The organism is Streptomyces abikoensis (assembly GCF_014648775.1).
GTDB lineage: Bacteria > Actinomycetota > Actinomycetes > Streptomycetales > Streptomycetaceae > Streptomyces > Streptomyces abikoensis.
This window is the reverse complement of sequence record NZ_BMRT01000001.1, coordinates 468,106-484,323: the sequence shown is the minus strand read 5'-3', so window position 1 is coordinate 484,323 and position 16,218 is coordinate 468,106. Positions and strand designations below refer to the sequence as shown.

The window sequence follows — 16,218 nt, the reverse complement described above, 5'->3', positions numbered from 1 at the left end:
ATCCTATCGCCCCGCCGCCGGGGAACGCCGGTGCCGGGCTCCCGTCACGGCCGGGAGCCGACCAGCTCCCGCAGCACGTCCTCGAAGGTGACCAGCCCGGCCAGCCGGTTGTCCTCGCCGATGACCGCGGCGAGGTGGGCGCCGGTGCCGCTCATGGCCGTGATCACGTCGTCCATCGGGGTGTCCGCCCGGACGCGGGCGATCGGGCGCATCCGCCGCAACGGGAAGGGCATGTCCCGCGGCTTGGCGTCCAGCGCGTCCTTGACGTGGAGGTAGCCCAGGATGCGGCTGCCGTCGTCGACCACGGGGAAGCGGGAGTAGCCGGAGCTGGCGGAGAGCCGCTCCAGCTCCTCCGGGGTCACCCCGAAGTGGGCGCTGACCACGCGCTCCAGGGGCATCACCACGTCCTGGACCGGGCGCTTGCCCAGCTCCAGGGCGCTCCGCAGCCGCGCGGTGGCCCGCCGGTCCAGCAGGTCCGCCGCGCTGGAGTCGGCGACCATCCGGGCGAGCTGCTCGTCCGAGAAGACGGCCGTCACCTCGTCCTTCGGCTCGACGCGCAGCAGCTTCAGCAGCCCGTTCGCCAGCCGGTTGATGGCGAAGACGAACGGCCGCAGGGCCCGCGCCAGCGCCACCAGCGGCGGGCCGAGCACCAGCGCGGTGCGCACCGGCTCGGCGAGCGCGATGTTCTTCGGCACCATCTCGCCGAAGAGCATGTGGAGGTAGGTGGCCAGGGCCAGCGCGATCACGAAGGACAGCGGGTGGATCATCCCGTCCGGCATCCCCACCGCCTCGAACAGCGGCGTCGTCAGATGCGCGATGGCGGGCTCGGCCACCACGCCGAGGACCAGCGTGCACAGCGTGATGCCGAGCTGGGCCGCGGCCATCAGCGCCGAGATGTGCTTCAGGCCCCACAGGACGCCGCGGGCCCGGCGGTCGCCGTCCTCCGCGTAGGGCTCGATCTGGCCGCGGCGCACGGAGATCATGGCGAACTCCGCGCCCACGAAGAAGGCGTTGGCGACCAGCGTCGCCAGCCCGATCAGCAGCTGGACGAGCGTCATCGGTCCGCACCCCCCTCGGCGGCCGCGCCGCCGTCCGCCTCCGGCAGGGGAGCCGTCAGCAGCACCCGGGCCGCCCGGCGCCCGGAGGCGTCGGTGACCCGGATCCGCCAGCCCGCGACCTCGAGCGTGTCGCCCTCGTCCGGGATCCGGCCGAGCTCGGTGGCGATCAGTCCGGCCACGGTCTCGTACGGTCCCTCCGGCACGCGCAGCCCGATGTGCTCCAGCTGGTCGGTGCGGGCCGCGCCGTCGGCGTCGTAGAGCTTGCGGCCGTCGGCGTCCCGGCCGGCGGGGGCCAGGTCGGGCAGCTCGTGCGGGTCGTGCTCGTCGCGCACCTCGCCGACGACCTCCTCGATGATGTCCTCCAGCGTGACGACGCCGGCGGTGCCGCCGTACTCGTCGATGACGACGGCCATGCTGCGCTTGCCGGCGAGCCGGTCCAGCAGCCGGTCCACGGTCAGCGACTCCGGGACGAGCACGGGCTCGCGCAGGATCGCGGAGACGGGACGGCGCGGGCGCTCGTCGGCCGGTATGGCCAGCACGTCCTTGATGTGGGCGGTGCCCACGACCGTGTCGAGGCCGCCCTGGTAGACGGGGAAGCGGGACAGGCCGGTGGCGAGCGTCGCGTTGGCGACGTCCTCGACGGTGGCCCGGACGTCGAGCGCGATGACCTGCACGCGCGGGGTCATCACGTTCTCCGCCGTCAGGTCCGCGAGGTTCAGGGTGCGGACGAACAGCTCGGCGGTGTCCGCCTCCAGCGCGCCCTCCTTGGCGGAGTGACGGGCCAGCGCGATCAGCTCCTGCGGCCCCCGGGCGGTGGCGAGCTCCTCGGCGGGCTCCAGGCCCATCCGGCGCACCACATGGTTGGCGGTGTTGTTGAGGTGGCGGATCAGTGGGCGGAAGGCGGCGCTGAACGCGCGCTGCGGGCCCGCGACCCGCTTGGCCATCGGCAGCGGCCGGGAGATCGCCCAGTTCTTGGGCACCAGCTCGCCGACGACCATCAGGACGACGGTGGAGATCACCGTGCCGAGGATCAGGGCCGTCTGGGACGCCACCGAGGCGGACAGGCCGAGCGCCTCCACCGGGCCGGTGAGCAGGGCGGCGATGGACGGCTTGGAGATCATGCCGATGATCAGGCCGGTGACGGTGATGCCCAGCTGTGCTCCGGACAGCTGGAAGGTGAGGCTCCGGACGGCCTTGAGGGCGCCCTCGGCGCCGCGCTCCCCGCTCTCCGCCGCCCGCTCCAGCTCGGCGCGCTCGACGGTCGTGAGGGAGAACTCCGCGGCGACGAAGACGGCGCACGCGAGCGTCAGCAGCAGTGCCACCACCAGGAGGAGGACTTCGGTCATCGGTTCACCTCCGTCCCATGATCGGGCAGGGGCGGAAGGACCGCGCGATGTCGGCTCCGGGGACTACTGGGGGGCTCGCCCATGGGCGGACGCTCACACCTTTCACTCATGACAGGGTCCATGACAGGGCCCATGACGGGGTCGGATTCCTGGGAAACAGGATGGTCACCATCAATCACGACGGTGACCATCAATGGTAAAGGACCAGCAAAGCCGATCGGGTGTGATCAGCCTCGCAGTTCCTCCATCACCGGGGCGAAGGCCTCCAGCGCGGGCTCCAGGACGGTGAAGTACGTGAAGCCGTACCGTTCGCGGTGGCCCCGCAGCTGCTCGGCCATGTCCTTGACCGTGCCGGTCAGGAGGGCGGGGTGGGCCAGCAGGTCGTCCTCGGTGAGACCGGGGGCGTTGGCGAGGTGCTCGCGGACCTTGGCGCGCCGGTCGGCGCCCGGCATCACGAGGTGCACCAGATAGTTGAGCTCGGCGGGCCCGGTCCGGCCGGCCGCGAAGCCCTGATAGGCGGCGACGCGCTCGGCGAGCGCGTCGGGGGTGATCAGCCGGCTCTCCCCGTTGGCGTCCGCGGCCGCGCCGGTGAAGGCCGCGATGTCCGCGTGCCGGGCGGCCAGCCGCAGCACGCGGTTCCCGTTGCCACCCAGCAGCAGCGGGACCCGGGGCGACTGGGCGGCCGCCGGGCAGTGCTCCGGGTCGGCGAGCAGCCGGGTGAGCTCGGTGATCGTGCGCTCCAGGTGGTCCACCCGCTCGCGCGGCGAGCCGAACGGCAGCCCGGCCCGCTCGTGCTCGGCGCGTACGTAGCCGGTGCCCAGCCCCAGCTCCAGACGGCCGCCCGTGAGCTGATCGGTGGAGGCCACCTCGCGGGCCAGCAGCGTGGGGTTCCAGAACCCGGCGTTGAGCACGAACGTGCCGACCCTGGGCCGCTCCGTGACCTCCGCGGCCGCCACCAGGGAGGGGAAGGGCGCGGGCATGCCGAGGTGGTCCGGCACGAGGATGACGTCATAGCCGAGCGCCTCCGCCCGGCGGCACTTCTCCCGCCACTCGGCGGACGTGCCCGCGTTCAGCATGTTGACGGCGAAACGGAACGGTCGTGACATGGAACCCCCTCGGTTGTCGTGGACCACCAACTTACCGGAGGGTGCCTCCGTTCAGCTACGCGTGGGTTCGGCGGGCCGGCGCGCCACTCCCAGCACACAGGTCGCGGAGGGCATCGGCACCCGGGTGCGGGGCATCAGCAGCCGCCGGTACTCGCCGAGCTCGAACCCCGCCCCGGCCAGGGCGGCGAGCGGATCGCGAGCCGTGTGGCAGCCGCCGAAGAGCAGCGGCCACACCGTCTTGTCCAGCCCCCGCTGCACCTGCGCGAGCGCCCGGCCCGGAGCGCTGCCGTGCTCGAAGAACCGCAGCTCACCACCCGGCTTCAGCACGCGCCGCAACTCGCCCAGCGAGCGCCGCACATCCCGCACGGAGCACAGCACGAGGGAGACCACGGCCGCGTCGAACGCCTCGCTCTTGACCGGCAGCGCCTCCGCCGCGCCCGGCACCACGTCCACGGGCACCCCGGCCCGCACGGCGGCCTCCACCGCCATCCGGCGCAGCCGGCGCTCCGGCTCGATCGCCACGACCTCCGACACGGTGCCGGGATAGTGGGCGAAGTTCAGCCCGTTCCCCGCACCGATCTCGATGACCCGGCCCGAAAGCCCGGCCAGCAACTCCCGCCGGTATTCACCCATCCCGGCCCGCTCGTCCAGCACGGGGCTCACCTTCGCCCAGACCTGGGCGAAGACCGGATGGTGCACGGCGTCGTGCGGGTTTCTGGTACTGCGGAGCGGCATGGCACACCCCTTCCCGGGGATACGGCGGCTACCGCGATTGTTCCCCGGGGCGGACGGCCGGCACCTCCTTGTCCTCGAACGCCGGACGCGCTGCTGTGCTCTGTCCTCACGTCCAGGTGAGTCGTTGCCCGTTTTCCTCATGCGTGGACGCCCATGTTTCAGCCTCTACGTCGATCACGAAGTGTTCTGTGCGCCCGTCGCGTTCCAGGGTGAGACGCAGGGCTGTCGGTGCGGCGAACTGCGCGATGAACCGTGCTGCCCAGTCGTCCAGCGCATCGGCCCCCAGCTCCGCCGGCTCCGCGCCGCCCAGGCCGAGGTTCGGCAGCAGTCCCAGCGGGGGCGGGAGCTGCGGCCGGGCGAGCAAGACAGCACCGGCCACCTGGGTCACAAGGGTGTCGTCCTCGTACGCCCGGGACAGAGCGGTTGCGGAGTCGAGCCGCGCGGGGCGATACCAGCCGCTCCCGTCATGCTCGAACCAGCCCCGCGACAGGAACGCCTCACGGGGGACATCGCGGCAGTGATCGGCAGGCCGGCCGCTTCTTCCAGCCACGCCCATTGACCGTTCGGGTTGCACTCCAGGAGCCACCAGGCACCAGCGGCGGTTACGGCGAAGTCAAACGCCCCGAACTTCAGGCCGAAATCCTGGACGAACGCCGCCACGGCGCTGCGTACGTCGGTCGGGCAGTCGACCGGCTCGTAGCGCAAGTTGCGGTACTCGACCCGCCAGTCGAGCACGCCAGGCGGAGCCATGATGCGCGCACAGAATGTCTGGTTGCCCACGACGACCGCGCGCACGTCGGCCACTTCGGGAACCAGCAGCCCTAGCCGCAAGGCTGTGGCGAGCTGAGCGGGCTTGTACTCGGCGCGGGCGAGCACGGCCATTCCGGGGAGATCCCGCCCCGGATCGAACCGCAAGACGGGTACCCGGCGGCGGTTCAGCTCATGAACCGAAGTCGCCACGTGCGGTGGAACCGACGCCACAGGCCGGCCTCGGTCCATACCGTGAAGCGGCGATGCGCGGTGGCGGGCGACGTGCCGAACGTCGGCGGCAGATGCCGCCAGGCACGGCCGCTGATCAGGACGTACACCACTGCCGTGAACACGGCCTGCTCGTCACACGGAGCGGTCCCACCGCCTTGCGGTCGAGCCGCGAACGACGGCAATAACGGGGCGACCAGCTCCCATCGGGCATCAGGAACCAGACACTTCGGCGGATCAGCACTCATGACCGGCATCATGCCGCTCGAACATCACGTCACATCGTGGGACAGCCTTCTAAGATTTGGTTGGTGCGGCCGTCCTGGCGGCCCGCTCGATCTTCGCGAAGTAGGCTGCACGGGCTTCCTCGTCGATCGGCTGCTCGTTTTCGGCGCGCACCCCGGTCCGGCCGTCGACGCCCTCGCGCAAGATATCTGCGTGCCCGGCATGCCGGATGGTCTCGCCGAGGACATGAACCATGATGGCGAACAGGTTCGTGTTCGGATAAGGCTCCGACCACCAGGGCACGTGGCCGCGGGCATTGAGGGCAAGCTCGTTGATCGTCGCGTCCGAGTGTTCCCACGTGCGCCGGTAGAACCCGATGATCTGATCGCGCGTCTCGTTCTCGGCCGCCCATTGATCGCTGCCGTCGGAGTCCTGCCACCGGCACAGCGGTTCCGGAGAAGGGCGGTCGAAGACCTCACCGAAGTACCTGGCCTCGACCGTGGCCACGTGTTTGACCAGGCCGAGGAGGTTGGTCCCGGTCACTGTCAGAGGCCGGCGCGCGTCGTATTCGGACAAGCCATCGAGCTTCCAGAGCAGCGCCTCACGGTCCCGCCGCAGTCTCTTGTGCAGGTTGTCTTTCGCGAACTCATCGATCATGCGGCACGAGCCTGCCATGGGCTGCTCATGGTCTCAAGATCCCGTACGCGGTCCGCAACGACTGGCGGAGCTGTGGTCAGCTATGGCCATCGCCCCGACCTGCTGCAAGGAACTCAGGAATCTGCCCACGTGAGACAACCTCTTAGTGATACGAGGTGCGGGGCGGTCGGGCCGAAGCCCTGGCAAGGCGACGACGAGTTGCGGGCTGCGCGCGCTGAGCCGCGGGGGACTTAAATGCGTCGACAGCGCCCCTCGGCACCCGGCACAGTGGCCACCCGTGACGAGCAGTGAACTGTGGACCCGCGCGACCGCCGACCGCTACGACTCCGAGGAGGCCGAGGCGTCCTCGGCCGCCGTTCTCGGACCGACCCTCGCCTTCCTCGCCGAGCTCGCCGGAGACGGCCGGGCGCTGGAGTTCGCCATCGGAACCGGACGGGTGGGAGTCCCCCTCCGGGAACGCGGCGTGCCGGTGCTCGGCATCGAACTGTCCGAGCACATGGCAGCGGTGCTGCGGCGCAAGATCGACGAGGACACCCTCCCGGTAGTCATCGGGGACATGGCCACCACCGTCGTTCCCGGCGGGTTCACCCTGGTCTACCTCGTCTACAACACCATCACGAACCTGCTCACGCAGGACGAGCAGGTGGAGTGCTTCCGCAACGCCGCACGGCATCTGGAGCCCGGCGGTCGGTTCGTCATCGAGCTGGGTGTGCCGCCGCTGCGGCTCCTGCCGCCCGGCCAGGTCGCGGTGCCGTTCGACGTCTCCCAGCGACATCTCGGCTTCGACACCTTCGACCTGGGCGAGCAGATGCTCGTCTCGCACCACTTCACCCGCGACGGCGAGGACGGCCAATACCGCCGCGAAAACTCCCGGCACCGGTACGCCTGGCCGGCGGAGCTCGACCTGATGGCGCGGATCGCCGGGCTCGAGCTGGAGCGTCGCGTCGCGGACTGGGACGGATCCCCGTTCACCCAGGACTCCACGAAGCACGTCTCCGTGTGGCGCAAGCCGGCCTGAGGCCGGTCACCGGGCCCTCGACGTCGGCCGTGCGCGAGCCGCTCCGCGGGCCCGGTGAGCCCTACAGCCTGATCTCGAACCAGTCGCTGTCCCAGGTCTCGGGAACCGACTTGTTGGCGCTCCGAAGGACACGCCCGCTGCAGCCGAATCCGCTGTAGCCCTTCAGGCTGATGCCGCCCTTCCACCACCAGCCCGCTTTCTTGGCTATCGGGCCGTTGAAGTCCACGCATGTGGTGACGGGCTCGCCGTGCTGATTCTTTCCGGTGAGGCGAACGGAGTTCAGGTTGGCCTTGGTGTCCCGCACGGACACCTGCTGGCCGTTGGTGCCGGCGAGAGCGGTGCCGGCGGTGGCGACGACACCGGTGGTGGCCAGAACAGCGGCGAGGCCGATTCCGGCCACGGCGCGAGCGCGCATGATTGCCCCTTCCGATTCCAGACCCGATTCTTCGGTCCCGGCAGCCGTGGGCGCCGGTTCCGGCCCTATTCCAGCGAGGGTCGATCACCGGCGCAACAAGCTTCCACGGATTGACGCGAACGCCCCTCTTGCCGTTTCCCGGACCTGCTGTCCCGGGCGTGACCGGGCCGAAGAGCGACAAGGATCAGGATGGCGAAGGCGGCTATGGCGGTGCAGGTACGGGCGTCGTTGAAGAGTTCCCAGCGGCTGAGGATCTTCGCGTGGTCGGGTGGCGGCGTGGTGGCGGCCCACTGCTTGATGCGGCTGTTGTCAGTTCTGATGCGACCCAGAACCGCCGCTTATGGCGTTCCCGCCAGCCGCACCACCCCAAAAAGACCGTGCCCCGGCCCATATCGGGCCGGGGCACGGACGTGACAGGTACCGCTACCAGCGATTACTTGGCGGCGGTGGCCTTCGGGGGCTGGGGGGTGGCGTGCGGGGTGCACGTCACGTCGGAGCCGCCGGTGAGCTTGCCGGTCAGGAGGTACGCGTCAACCTTGGTGTTGATGCAGGGGTTGACGAGGCCGGTGACACCGTGGGAACCGGCGCCCTTCTCCGTGATCAGCTGCGAGCCGCGGAAGCGCTTGTGCAGCTCGACCGCGCCCTCGTAGGGGGTGGCGGCGTCACGGTCGGACTGCACGATGAGGGTCTGCGGCAGGCCCTTGTGCGTGGTGACCTCGATCGGGTTGTACTGCGGGCCCTTCCAGGTGGCGCAGGGCAGGTTCATCCAGGCGTTGGACCACGTCATGAACGGGGCCTGACGGTCCACGCGGGTGTTGTCCCGGTCCCACTTGTTCCAGCTGGTGGGCCACTTGGCGTCGGCGCACTCGACGGCGGTGTAGACGGCGTTGCCGTTCTCCGCGGCGATGTTGCCGGCCTTGTCGGCCATGTTCGGGCCGGCCGCCTCGATCAGCGGCTTCTCGTCACCGGCGACGTACTTGCTCCAGGTCTGGGCGACCGGCACCCACGAGGAGTCGTAGTACGCGGCCTTCTGGAACCAGCCGATCAGCTCGGCCGGGCCGACGACCCCGCCGATGGGCTTGGCCTTGGCGGAGGCGCGGAGCTTCAGCCAGTTCTGGTGGACCGCGGCCTGGGTGGTGCCGAGGTGGAAGGCGTCGTCGTGCTGGGCGACCCACTTCTCCCAGTCCTTGAACCGGCCCTCGAAGGCGATGTCCTGCTCGAGGTTGGCCTTGTACCAGATGTTGTCCTGGGCCGGGTTGACGACGCTGTCGACGATCATGCGACGGACGTGCGTCGGGAAGAGCGTGCCGTAGACGGCGCCGAGGTAGGTGCCGTAGGAGACGCCGAGGTAGTTCAGCTTCTTCTCGCCGAGGGCGGCGCGGACGACGTCCACGTCACGGGCGGTGTTCATCGTCGTCAGGTACGGCAGGAGGTCGCCGCTGCGCTCGAAGCAGCCGTCCGCGTACTCCTTGGCCAGCTTGCGCTGGGCGCGCTTGTCGGCCTCGCCGGAGGGGACCGGGTCGGCCTTGGGGGCCTTGGCGAACTCCTGGGGGTCGACGCAGGAGATCGGGGCCGAGCGGCCGACGCCGCGCGGGTCGAAGCCCACGAAGTCGTACGCCTTGGCGATGTTGGCGTAGAGCGGGTTCTTGGTCGTGACCCGCGTGGGGAAGCGCAGGCCGGAACCGCCCGGGCCGCCCGGGTTGTAGACGAGCGCGCCCTGGCGCTCGTCGGCGGTGCCGGTGGACTTGGCCCGGTCCACGGCGATCTTGATGGTGCGGCCGTTGGGCTTGGCGTAGTCGACGGGGACCGTGACGAAGCCGCACTGGATGGGCTTCGGCAGCTGCCCCCAGTCGGCAGGACAGTCCTGCCACGTCACGCCCGACTTCGCGGCCCGCTCGGCGGCGATCTTCACGCCCTTGGCCTCGGCGGCGCCTCCCGGCACGGCCTGCGCCGCGCCCGCCGTCGGTGCGGCCAGGAAGCCGGCGACGAGCGTGCCGGCCAGCACGGTGCCGGCCGCGCCGGCTATCGCGTTGGGTCTCAAGACAGTAATTCCCCCTGCTTCGTGCGCCGCCCGGAAGGCAGCGATGATCACGCGGTCTGCAGGTGGGAATCCTTTCGCCTCCCCTGCCACAAAGGACAGGGTGTGAGGGCGTTCTTTACTAATCCGTAAAGATGACGTAACGAGGCGCGGCACGACTGGTGGCCTTCACCCCAACTGACGCTAAAACGCCCGGATTACGTCGTTCAGCTCGCTTGCCCAGGAATCCAGTACCTTGCGCAGCTCAAGTGCGTCCCGCGCGACCGCGCTCACCACGACGGCCGGGCCGGCGAGCGGGGTGACGGCGGCGGTCGCGCCGAGCGGCCGGGCCGCCATCGGCCGTTCCTCGAAGGCCGGGTGGACGACGACGAGCTGGCCGACCGCGCGATGCCCACCGAGCACCGCGCCACCGTCCCAGCCGGGCGCCCCCGGCCCGTAGTTCAGCTCCTGGTCGAACAGCGGGCGTCCGGCGTGATGGATCGTCAGCCGCGAGCGCAGCCGCCCCGGGGGCTCGCCCGCCCGGCCCAGGACCTGCTCCTCGCGGAGCAGCAGCCGGGCCCCGGCGCCGAGCGCCACGCGGGTCGTCGTCCGGACGTCGCTGCCGTGCGCGGAGATCAGCGGCTCGGGCAGCCAGCGCAGGGCGGCGCCGTCGGCCACGTCGATACGGGTGTCGTAGGTGGCGGGCGCGCCCGTGCGGCCCGGCAGGGCGATCGTGGCGGCCGTGGTGGAGAAGGCCAGCGCGGCGCCGGCTTCGACGCGGGCGTCGAGCGTCAGCCGGTCGCCGCCGAGCGGGGCGCTCATGGCGCCCACGAGCGCCACCCGGGCCTCGGCCCCGCGCCCGCCGACCCGGCGTAGGGCGAACGGCCCCCCGCCTTCCAGGACGGGCAGGGCGGTGCCGCCCCTGCCGTCGGGGGCGGCGACGATCCGGGCCGCCGCGACCACGCCGGCGGGGTCGGGGGCGAGCGCCGTGACCAGGGCGACCGGTGGCGTCACGCCGCCGCCCAGGCAGCGAGCCGCTCGAGCACCCAGTCCCGTACGGGCGCGACGCCGCCCTCCGTGGCGAGCGAGGTGAAGGCCACCGGGAGCTCCCCCCGCTGGGCCTTGGCGTCGCGCGCCATGCCCTCCAGATCGACGCCGACGTACGGGGCGAGATCGGTCTTGTTGACGACCAGCAGATCGGCGGTGGTCAGGCCGGGGCCGCCCTTGCGGGGGATGTCGTCGCCGCCGGCCACGTCGATGACGAAGATCTGCGCGTCGACGAGGCCCTTGGAGAAGGTGGCGGTGAGGTTGTCGCCGCCGGACTCCACGAGGACGAGGTCGAGCGGGCCGACCGAGTCCTCCAGGTCCTCGACGGCTTCGAGGTTCGCGGAGATGTCGTCGCGGATGGCGGTGTGCGGGCAGGCGCCCGTCTCCACGGCGGTGATGCGCTCGGGCGCCAGCACGGCGTTGCGCAGCAGGAACTCGGCGTCCTCGCGGGTGTAGATGTCGTTGGTGACGACGGCGATGGACAACTGGTCGCGCAGCGCGCGGCACAGGGCGGCGACCGTCGCCGTCTTCCCGGAGCCGACGGGACCGCCGAGTCCGATGCGCAGGGCCCGGCGGGTGCCGTCGGGGCGGGTGGGGGTGGCAGCGGTGTAGGTGTGGCGGTGGGGGTAGGTGTCGGGGTGGTCGAGGTGCATGTGGTTCCTCCGGGGTGTGAAAACAGCCCCTCCGGCGTTTGAGGAGCGGGGGTCCGGGGGCGGAGCCCCCGGGAGACAGCGACTACGTGGCGAACAGCCGCACCGGCCAAGCGGCGTGCTGCTCCGCCGTGATGTCGAGAAGCGGGGCGGCGGGCGCGGGCAGGGCGTCCAGTCCCTCGACCAGCGCCGCCCCCGCCGCGTCGGCGGCCGCCGATGCCACCGCGTCCAGCTCCGGCGCCAGCCGCGCCAGCACCGCCGTAGCCTCGAACGGATCGAGGCTCAGCAGCCGCACCACCGCCGTCGCCGGTCCGCTCACCGCCTCGTACGCGGCGGCGTGGGCGACGGCGAGCGGGCCGAGCCCGGCGGCGCGGGCGACCAGCCCGAGGACGACGGGCTGGTGGGCGCCGCGCGGCAGGGCCGCGGCGAGGGCGTCGAGTTCGGGCGACGGCCAGGCGGCGCGCGCGGCGCGCATCAGCTGGCGCCCGAGCCGGCGCGCGGCGGCCCGCAGGGCCGGCGAGGGGGTGCGGGCGTCGGCGGCCGCGTCGACGGCGAGCGGGTCGATACCGGCGGCCGTGGCGGCGGCGAGCCCCGCCGCCGTCAGCCCGGCGGTGTGCAGCCGCCCCCGGCAGAACGCCTCCAGGGACGCGCCGTCCGTGACCCGGCCGGCCTTGACGGCCGCCTCGGCACCGCCGGAGTGGGCGTGGCCCCCGGCGGGGAAGCGGCCGTCGGCCAGGACGAGGAGCGCGGCGGACATGGTGCTCATCGGCGCCCGCTCGGACATGGTGCTCATCGGTGACGCCCGTCAGAAGAGGAAGTACCGCTGGGCCATGGGCAGCTCCACCGCCGGGCGCGGCTCGACCGGCTCGCCCTCGATCGTCACGGTGAAGGTGTCCGGGTCCACCTCCACCCGGGGGCGGGCGTCGTTCTCGCGCATGTCCGCCTTGGTGAGGCGTCGGGTGTCGAGGATGGGGACGAAGCGCTTGCCCAGGCCCAGCCGTTCGGGCAGCCCGTCGTCCAGCGCCCACTGGGTGACGAAGTTCAGCGAGTTGGCGGCGGGCGCCCTGCCCCGGGCGCCGAACATGGGGCGCGGCAGGACGGGCTGGGGGGTGGGGATGGAGGCGTTGGCGTCGCCCATCTGCGCGTAGGCGATCTGTCCGCCCTTGAGGACGAGCAGTGGCCGGACGCCGAAGAACGCGGGCTCCCACAGCACCAGGTCGGCGAGCTTGCCGGTCTCGACGGAGCCGATCTCGTGGTCGAGGCCCTGGGCGACGGCGGGGTTGATCGTGTACTTGGCGACGTAGCGGCGGGCCCGCCGGTTGTCGGCCCGGCCGTCGCCGGGCAGGGCGCCGCGCCGTTCCTTCATCACGTGCGCGGTCTGCCAGGTGCGCAGGACCACCTCGCCGATCCGGCCCATGGCCTGGGAGTCGGAGGAGATGATCGATATGGCGCCGAGGTCGTGGAGGACGTCCTCGGCGGCGATCGTGCCGGGCCGGATCCGGGACTCGGCGAAGGCGAGGTCCTCGGGGACGGCGGGGTTGAGGTGGTGACAGACCATCAGCATGTCGAGGTGTTCCTCGACGGTGTTGACGGTGTGGGGCCGGGTGGGGTTGGTGGAGCTGGGCAGGACGTTGGCCTCGGAGACCACCGTGATGATGTCGGGCGCGTGCCCGCCGCCCGCGCCCTCGGTGTGGTACGCGTGGATGGAGCGTCCGGCGATGGCGGCGAGGGTGTCGCCGACGAAGCCCGCCTCGTTGAGGGTGTCCGTGTGGATGGCGAGCTGGGCGCCGCTCTCCTCGCACACGCTCAGGCAGGCGTCGATGGCGGCGGGGGTGGCGCCCCAGTCCTCATGGATCTTGAATCCGACGGCCCCGGCGCGCAGTTGGGCGCGCATCGCGTCGTAGGAGACGGTGTTGCCCTTGCCGAGGAAGCCGATGTTGACGGGGTGGCCCTCCATCGCCTCGAACATCCGGGCGAGGTGCCAGGAGCCGGGGGTGATGGTGGTGGCCTTGCTGCCCTCGGCGGGGCCGGTGCCGCCGCCCACGAGCGTGGTGACGCCGGAGGCCAGCGCCTCGTCGGCGAGCTGGGGGCAGATGAAGTGGACGTGGGCGTCGACGGCGCCGGCGGTGAGGATCCTGCCGTTGCCGGAGATGATCTCCGTCTCGGGTCCGATGACGAGATCGGGGTGGACGCCGTCCATGGTGTCGGGGTTTCCGGCCTTGCCGATGCCGGTGATCCGTCCGTCGCGGATGCCGACGTCGGCCTTGACGATCCCCCAGTGGTCGAGGACGACGGCGCCGGTGATCACGGTGTCAGGGGCGCCCTCGGCGCGGGTGACGCGCGACTGGCCCATCGACTCGCGGATGACCTTGCCGCCGCCGAAGACCGCCTCGTCCCCGGCGTGGCCGGGGCCGCCGCAGCGGTCCTCCTCGATCTCGATGAGCAGGCTCGTGTCGGCGAGCCGGATCCGGTCGCCGGCCGTCGGCCCGTAGAGCGCGGCGTACTCGGCGCGGGTCAGCTCAGGCATCGAGCGGGCCCCCGCACTCCCCGCGCAGCCCCTCGACGACGCGCTTGCCGCCGATGGGCACGAGAGCGATCTCGACCGGGATGCCCGGCTCGAAGCGCACGGCGGTGCCGGCGGCGATGTCGAGGCGCATGCCGTGGGCGGCCGCGCGGTCGAAGGCCAGGCCCGGGTTGGCCTCGGCGAAGTGGTAGTGGGAGCCGACCTGGACGGGCCGGTCGGCGGCGTTGAGAACGGTCAGCCGGGTGCGTCGCGGCCCTTCGTTGAGCCGCACGGGCGCGTCGGCGTGGAGGATCTCTCCGGGAATCACGGTGCCCCCCGTCACGCGATGGGTTCGTGGACGGTGACGAGCTTCGTCCCGTCCGGGAAGGTGGCCTCGACCTGGACGTCGTGGATCATCTCGGGGATGCCGTCCATGACCTCGTCGCGGGTGAGCACCTTGCGCCCCGAGGACATCAGCTCGGCGACGGTACGGCCGTCGCGGGCGCCCTCGAGGATGTGCGAGGTGATCAGGGCCACCGCTTCGGGGTGGTTGAGGCGCAGCCCGCGGGCCCTGCGCCGCTCCGCGACGTCGGCGGCCACATGGATGAGCAGTCGTTCCTGCTCGTGCGGGGAAAGTTGCATGTATCCCACCTCAACACAGTGTTGACCTGGGGTTCTTCTCCCCGCGGCCCCTGACCGCAGATTAGGGCGCAAGCTTTTCCAACGCGTTAACCGGGATGACCGTCTTTTGGTGCGTCCATGACCACCGCCCGCCCGCGCGGACGCCGTGCGCGCCGGGCGCGCGACGGGGCGTCAGCGGTGGGCGCCGCCTCCGGGGTCGCGGTGCTCGGCGGCCAGGCTCCCGGGACCCCGGTGCTCGGCCGCGATGCCGAAGCGGCCGCGTTCGCCCGGAGCGGACGACGACACCGGGCGCACCGTGGCGACCGTGCTGATCACCGGCTCCTCGGGCGCGGCCGCCGCGGCCGCCGCGTCCTCCTCGAGTCGCCGCAGGTCGTCCGCGGAGACCAGGGCCACCAGCGGCTTCCCGTGACGGGTGACGACGACCCGCTCGCCGCCGTAGACGACACGGTTGATGAGGTCCGCCAGCTCGGCTCGGGCTTGCGTCACAGGAATCTCGTAGGCCATACCCCCATTCTAGTCTCCTGTACGTCCTGTACATTTTTTACAGACACCGATCGGCCCGATCGAAAGGCGCACAGCCATGCACCGACCCCTCGCCCGGCACGTCCTGCCGGAGTTCACCGAGCGCACCAGCAGCGGGACCCGCACCCTGGACCCCTACTCGAAGCTGTTCTCCGAGCGCGTGATCTTCCTCGGCACGGCCCTCGACGACGCGGCGGCGAGCGATGTGATCGCCCAGCTGATGCACCTCGAACACGCGGCGCCCGGACAGGACATCGCGCTCTACATCAACTCTCCCGGCGGCTCCTTCTCCGCGATGTGCGCCATCTACGACTCCATGCGCTACGTCGACTGCGAGATCCAGACCTACTGCCTGGGCCAGGCCGCCTCGGCCGCCGCCGTGCTGCTGGCGGCCGGCACCCCCGGCAAGCGGATGGTGCTGCCGCACTCCCGGGTCCTCGTCCATGAGCCGGCCCTGCCCGAGCCCGTCCGGGGGCAGCCCTCGGACCTGGAGATCCAGGCCGCGGAGCTGCTGCGCGCCCGCGAGACCCTGGTGGGGATGCTGGCGCTGCACACCGGGCGGAGCCCGGAGCGCGTCCGGCGGGACATCGAGCGCGACACCGTCCTCGACGCGGCGGGGGCCGTGGCCCACGGCCTGGCCGACGCGGTGGTCACCGACCGCCGGGCGCGGCTCGCGCCGGCCACGGGGAGGTGAGCGGGGTGCCGCAGCCGTCCCACCGGTTCCCTCCGGAGCTGCCGCCGCTGCCCGCGCTGACCCGGGCCGAGGGCGAGCTGGTCGACCGCTATCTGGAAGTACTGGATCAACTCGGCCGGATCAACCCGGCGCGTGCGCAGGACACGTACGGCGGGCTACGAGCCGCGCAGAGGCTCGTGGTCGCGGCCGCGGGGCTGCGCGACGCGCTGGCGACGATGCACGAACGCGGCGAACGACAGGTGTTCGCGGGAACGCTGGCGCGGGCGATGCGGGTCCTGGACGGCGAACGCCGGGCGCTGCGGGTGACCTTGCCGCCTCCGGCTGCGAACTGAGGAGCGGAAACATTCTTCCCTCGATCTCCTTCAGACGGCGGATGCGACCGTAGACGAGCCGTGGTGATCATGTCGGGCCGTACGCGCGGTTTGCGCTCGCGGTGATCGTCGGCGCCGCAGGTGACCGGCTCACCAGGGGTGATCCGCGAGAGTCAAATCCCCCCGCGTCCACCGGAATTGCCCAACGGTGACGAGGCTCACATATGCCTGGATCCCCTCGGCGTGTCCGCCGCGGCTGCGCCAAGATCCCTCCGACGACAAGACCCCGCCACC

At 71.7% G+C, this 16,218-nt stretch carries 20 protein-coding genes; 3 read left to right on the top strand and 17 right to left on the bottom strand.

From position 1 onward, the window contains the following. Positions 1–44: 44 nt before the first annotated feature. From IE096_RS02095 to IE096_RS02060, 8 genes are all read right to left on the bottom strand, one after another. Positions 45–1,058 carry a hemolysin family protein gene (locus IE096_RS02095; RefSeq protein WP_189447744.1) on the bottom strand — a complete coding sequence of 338 codons (1,014 nt, stop codon included), beginning with the start codon at positions 1,056–1,058 and terminating at the stop codon, positions 45–47. After that, positions 1,055–2,404, bottom strand: a complete 1,350-nt coding sequence (locus tag IE096_RS02090; RefSeq protein WP_189447742.1) for a hemolysin family protein — start codon at positions 2,402–2,404, stop codon at positions 1,055–1,057. The genes IE096_RS02095 and IE096_RS02090 overlap by 4 nt, the downstream gene beginning before the upstream one ends. Before the next feature lie 227 nt (positions 2,405–2,631). After that, the gene (locus tag IE096_RS02085; protein ID WP_189447740.1) at positions 2,632–3,510 is read right to left on the bottom strand and encodes an LLM class F420-dependent oxidoreductase; all 879 of its coding nucleotides are present in this window, start codon (positions 3,508–3,510) and stop codon (positions 2,632–2,634) included. 51 nt (positions 3,511–3,561) lie between these two features. Next, the gene (locus tag IE096_RS02080; protein ID WP_189447738.1) at positions 3,562–4,245 is read right to left on the bottom strand and encodes a class I SAM-dependent methyltransferase; all 684 of its coding nucleotides are present in this window, start codon (positions 4,243–4,245) and stop codon (positions 3,562–3,564) included. A gap of 106 nt (positions 4,246–4,351) precedes the next feature. Further along, the gene (locus tag IE096_RS02075; protein ID WP_189447736.1) at positions 4,352–4,633 is read right to left on the bottom strand and encodes a hypothetical protein; all 282 of its coding nucleotides are present in this window, start codon (positions 4,631–4,633) and stop codon (positions 4,352–4,354) included. After that, positions 4,630–5,127: an MvdC/MvdD family ATP grasp protein gene (locus IE096_RS02070; protein WP_229819863.1), complete on the bottom strand. Its 498-nt coding sequence runs from the start codon at positions 5,125–5,127 to the stop codon at positions 4,630–4,632. The genes IE096_RS02075 and IE096_RS02070 overlap by 4 nt, the downstream gene beginning before the upstream one ends. A 53-nt stretch (positions 5,128–5,180) precedes the next feature. After that, on the bottom strand, positions 5,181–5,471 hold the full coding sequence (locus IE096_RS02065; protein WP_229819862.1) for a transposase: 291 nt from the start codon (positions 5,469–5,471) through the stop codon (positions 5,181–5,183). A gap of 49 nt (positions 5,472–5,520) precedes the next feature. Next, positions 5,521–6,105, bottom strand: coding sequence for a DinB family protein (locus IE096_RS02060; RefSeq protein WP_189447734.1), 585 nt, complete (start codon positions 6,103–6,105; stop codon positions 5,521–5,523). 277 nt (positions 6,106–6,382) lie between these two features. Here IE096_RS02060 and IE096_RS02055 point away from each other — a divergent pair, with 277 nt between their 5' ends. Further along, on the top strand, positions 6,383–7,123 hold the full coding sequence (locus IE096_RS02055; RefSeq protein WP_189447732.1) for a class I SAM-dependent DNA methyltransferase: 741 nt from the start codon (positions 6,383–6,385) through the stop codon (positions 7,121–7,123). Positions 7,124–7,184: 61 nt separating this feature from the next. Here the strand turns inward: IE096_RS02055 and IE096_RS02050 are convergent, their stop codons facing one another. The 9 genes from IE096_RS02050 to IE096_RS02010 form a co-directional block, all read right to left on the bottom strand. Continuing rightward, positions 7,185–7,538: a hypothetical protein gene (locus IE096_RS02050; RefSeq protein WP_189447730.1), complete on the bottom strand. Its 354-nt coding sequence runs from the start codon at positions 7,536–7,538 to the stop codon at positions 7,185–7,187. Between the two features lie 433 nt (positions 7,539–7,971). Next, positions 7,972–9,579, bottom strand: a complete 1,608-nt coding sequence (locus tag IE096_RS02045; protein ID WP_229819861.1) for an alpha/beta hydrolase — start codon at positions 9,577–9,579, stop codon at positions 7,972–7,974. Between the two features lie 180 nt (positions 9,580–9,759). Then, a complete protein-coding gene (locus IE096_RS02040) occupies positions 9,760–10,569 on the bottom strand; it encodes an urease accessory protein UreD (protein WP_229819860.1) in 810 nt (269 codons plus the stop codon). Beyond that, positions 10,566–11,255: an urease accessory protein UreG gene (ureG, locus tag IE096_RS02035; RefSeq protein WP_189447728.1), complete on the bottom strand. Its 690-nt coding sequence runs from the start codon at positions 11,253–11,255 to the stop codon at positions 10,566–10,568. The genes IE096_RS02040 and ureG overlap by 4 nt, the downstream gene beginning before the upstream one ends. A gap of 82 nt (positions 11,256–11,337) precedes the next feature. Continuing rightward, positions 11,338–12,036: an urease accessory protein UreF gene (locus IE096_RS02030; RefSeq protein ID WP_373298034.1), complete on the bottom strand. Its 699-nt coding sequence runs from the start codon at positions 12,034–12,036 to the stop codon at positions 11,338–11,340. A 21-nt stretch (positions 12,037–12,057) separates the two neighbouring features. After that, complete coding sequence (locus IE096_RS02025; RefSeq protein ID WP_189447725.1) at positions 12,058–13,779, bottom strand: urease subunit alpha; 1,722 nt, start codon at positions 13,777–13,779, stop codon at positions 12,058–12,060. Continuing rightward, the gene (locus tag IE096_RS02020) at positions 13,772–14,083 is read right to left on the bottom strand and encodes an urease subunit beta (protein ID WP_189449490.1); all 312 of its coding nucleotides are present in this window, start codon (positions 14,081–14,083) and stop codon (positions 13,772–13,774) included. The genes IE096_RS02025 and IE096_RS02020 overlap by 8 nt, the downstream gene beginning before the upstream one ends. A gap of 11 nt (positions 14,084–14,094) precedes the next feature. Beyond that, positions 14,095–14,397: an urease subunit gamma gene (locus IE096_RS02015; protein ID WP_126917166.1), complete on the bottom strand. Its 303-nt coding sequence runs from the start codon at positions 14,395–14,397 to the stop codon at positions 14,095–14,097. A gap of 171 nt (positions 14,398–14,568) precedes the next feature. Further along, complete coding sequence (locus IE096_RS02010) at positions 14,569–14,901, bottom strand: type II toxin-antitoxin system Phd/YefM family antitoxin (RefSeq protein WP_189447723.1); 333 nt, start codon at positions 14,899–14,901, stop codon at positions 14,569–14,571. Between the two features lie 76 nt (positions 14,902–14,977). Here IE096_RS02010 and IE096_RS02005 point away from each other — a divergent pair, with 76 nt between their 5' ends. Then, the gene (locus IE096_RS02005; RefSeq protein WP_189447721.1) at positions 14,978–15,613 is read left to right on the top strand and encodes an ATP-dependent Clp protease proteolytic subunit; all 636 of its coding nucleotides are present in this window, start codon (positions 14,978–14,980) and stop codon (positions 15,611–15,613) included. A gap of 5 nt (positions 15,614–15,618) precedes the next feature. Continuing rightward, positions 15,619–15,945 carry a hypothetical protein gene (locus IE096_RS02000; RefSeq protein WP_189447719.1) on the top strand — a complete coding sequence of 109 codons (327 nt, stop codon included), beginning with the start codon at positions 15,619–15,621 and terminating at the stop codon, positions 15,943–15,945. Positions 15,946–16,218 lie beyond the last annotated feature (273 nt).

Bases quoted from the DNA above. Each gene is read 5' to 3' on its own strand.
- IE096_RS02010 (WP_189447723.1), bottom strand. From the start codon at position 14,901: ATGGCCTACGAGATTCCTGTGACGCAAGCCCGAGCCGAGCTGGCGGAC.
- IE096_RS02085 (WP_189447740.1), bottom strand. From the start codon at position 3,510: ATGTCACGACCGTTCCGTTTCGCCGTCAACATGCTGAACGCGGGCACG.
- IE096_RS02015 (WP_126917166.1), bottom strand. From the start codon at position 14,397: ATGCAACTTTCCCCGCACGAGCAGGAACGACTGCTCATCCATGTGGCC.
- IE096_RS02065 (WP_229819862.1), bottom strand. From the start codon at position 5,471: ATGAGTGCTGATCCGCCGAAGTGTCTGGTTCCTGATGCCCGATGGGAG.
- IE096_RS02095 (WP_189447744.1), bottom strand. From the start codon at position 1,058: ATGACGCTCGTCCAGCTGCTGATCGGGCTGGCGACGCTGGTCGCCAAC.
- IE096_RS02070 (WP_229819863.1), bottom strand. From the start codon at position 5,127: ATGGCCGTGCTCGCCCGCGCCGAGTACAAGCCCGCTCAGCTCGCCACA.
- IE096_RS02005 (WP_189447721.1), top strand. From the start codon at position 14,978: ATGCACCGACCCCTCGCCCGGCACGTCCTGCCGGAGTTCACCGAGCGC.
- IE096_RS02030 (WP_373298034.1), bottom strand. From the start codon at position 12,036: ATGTCCGAGCGGGCGCCGATGAGCACCATGTCCGCCGCGCTCCTCGTC.
- IE096_RS02060 (WP_189447734.1), bottom strand. From the start codon at position 6,105: ATGATCGATGAGTTCGCGAAAGACAACCTGCACAAGAGACTGCGGCGG.
- IE096_RS02080 (WP_189447738.1), bottom strand. From the start codon at position 4,245: ATGCCGCTCCGCAGTACCAGAAACCCGCACGACGCCGTGCACCATCCG.
- ureG (WP_189447728.1), bottom strand. From the start codon at position 11,255: ATGCACCTCGACCACCCCGACACCTACCCCCACCGCCACACCTACACC.
- IE096_RS02090 (WP_189447742.1), bottom strand. From the start codon at position 2,404: ATGACCGAAGTCCTCCTCCTGGTGGTGGCACTGCTGCTGACGCTCGCG.
- IE096_RS02025 (WP_189447725.1), bottom strand. From the start codon at position 13,779: ATGCCTGAGCTGACCCGCGCCGAGTACGCCGCGCTCTACGGGCCGACG.
- IE096_RS02050 (WP_189447730.1), bottom strand. From the start codon at position 7,538: ATGCGCGCTCGCGCCGTGGCCGGAATCGGCCTCGCCGCTGTTCTGGCC.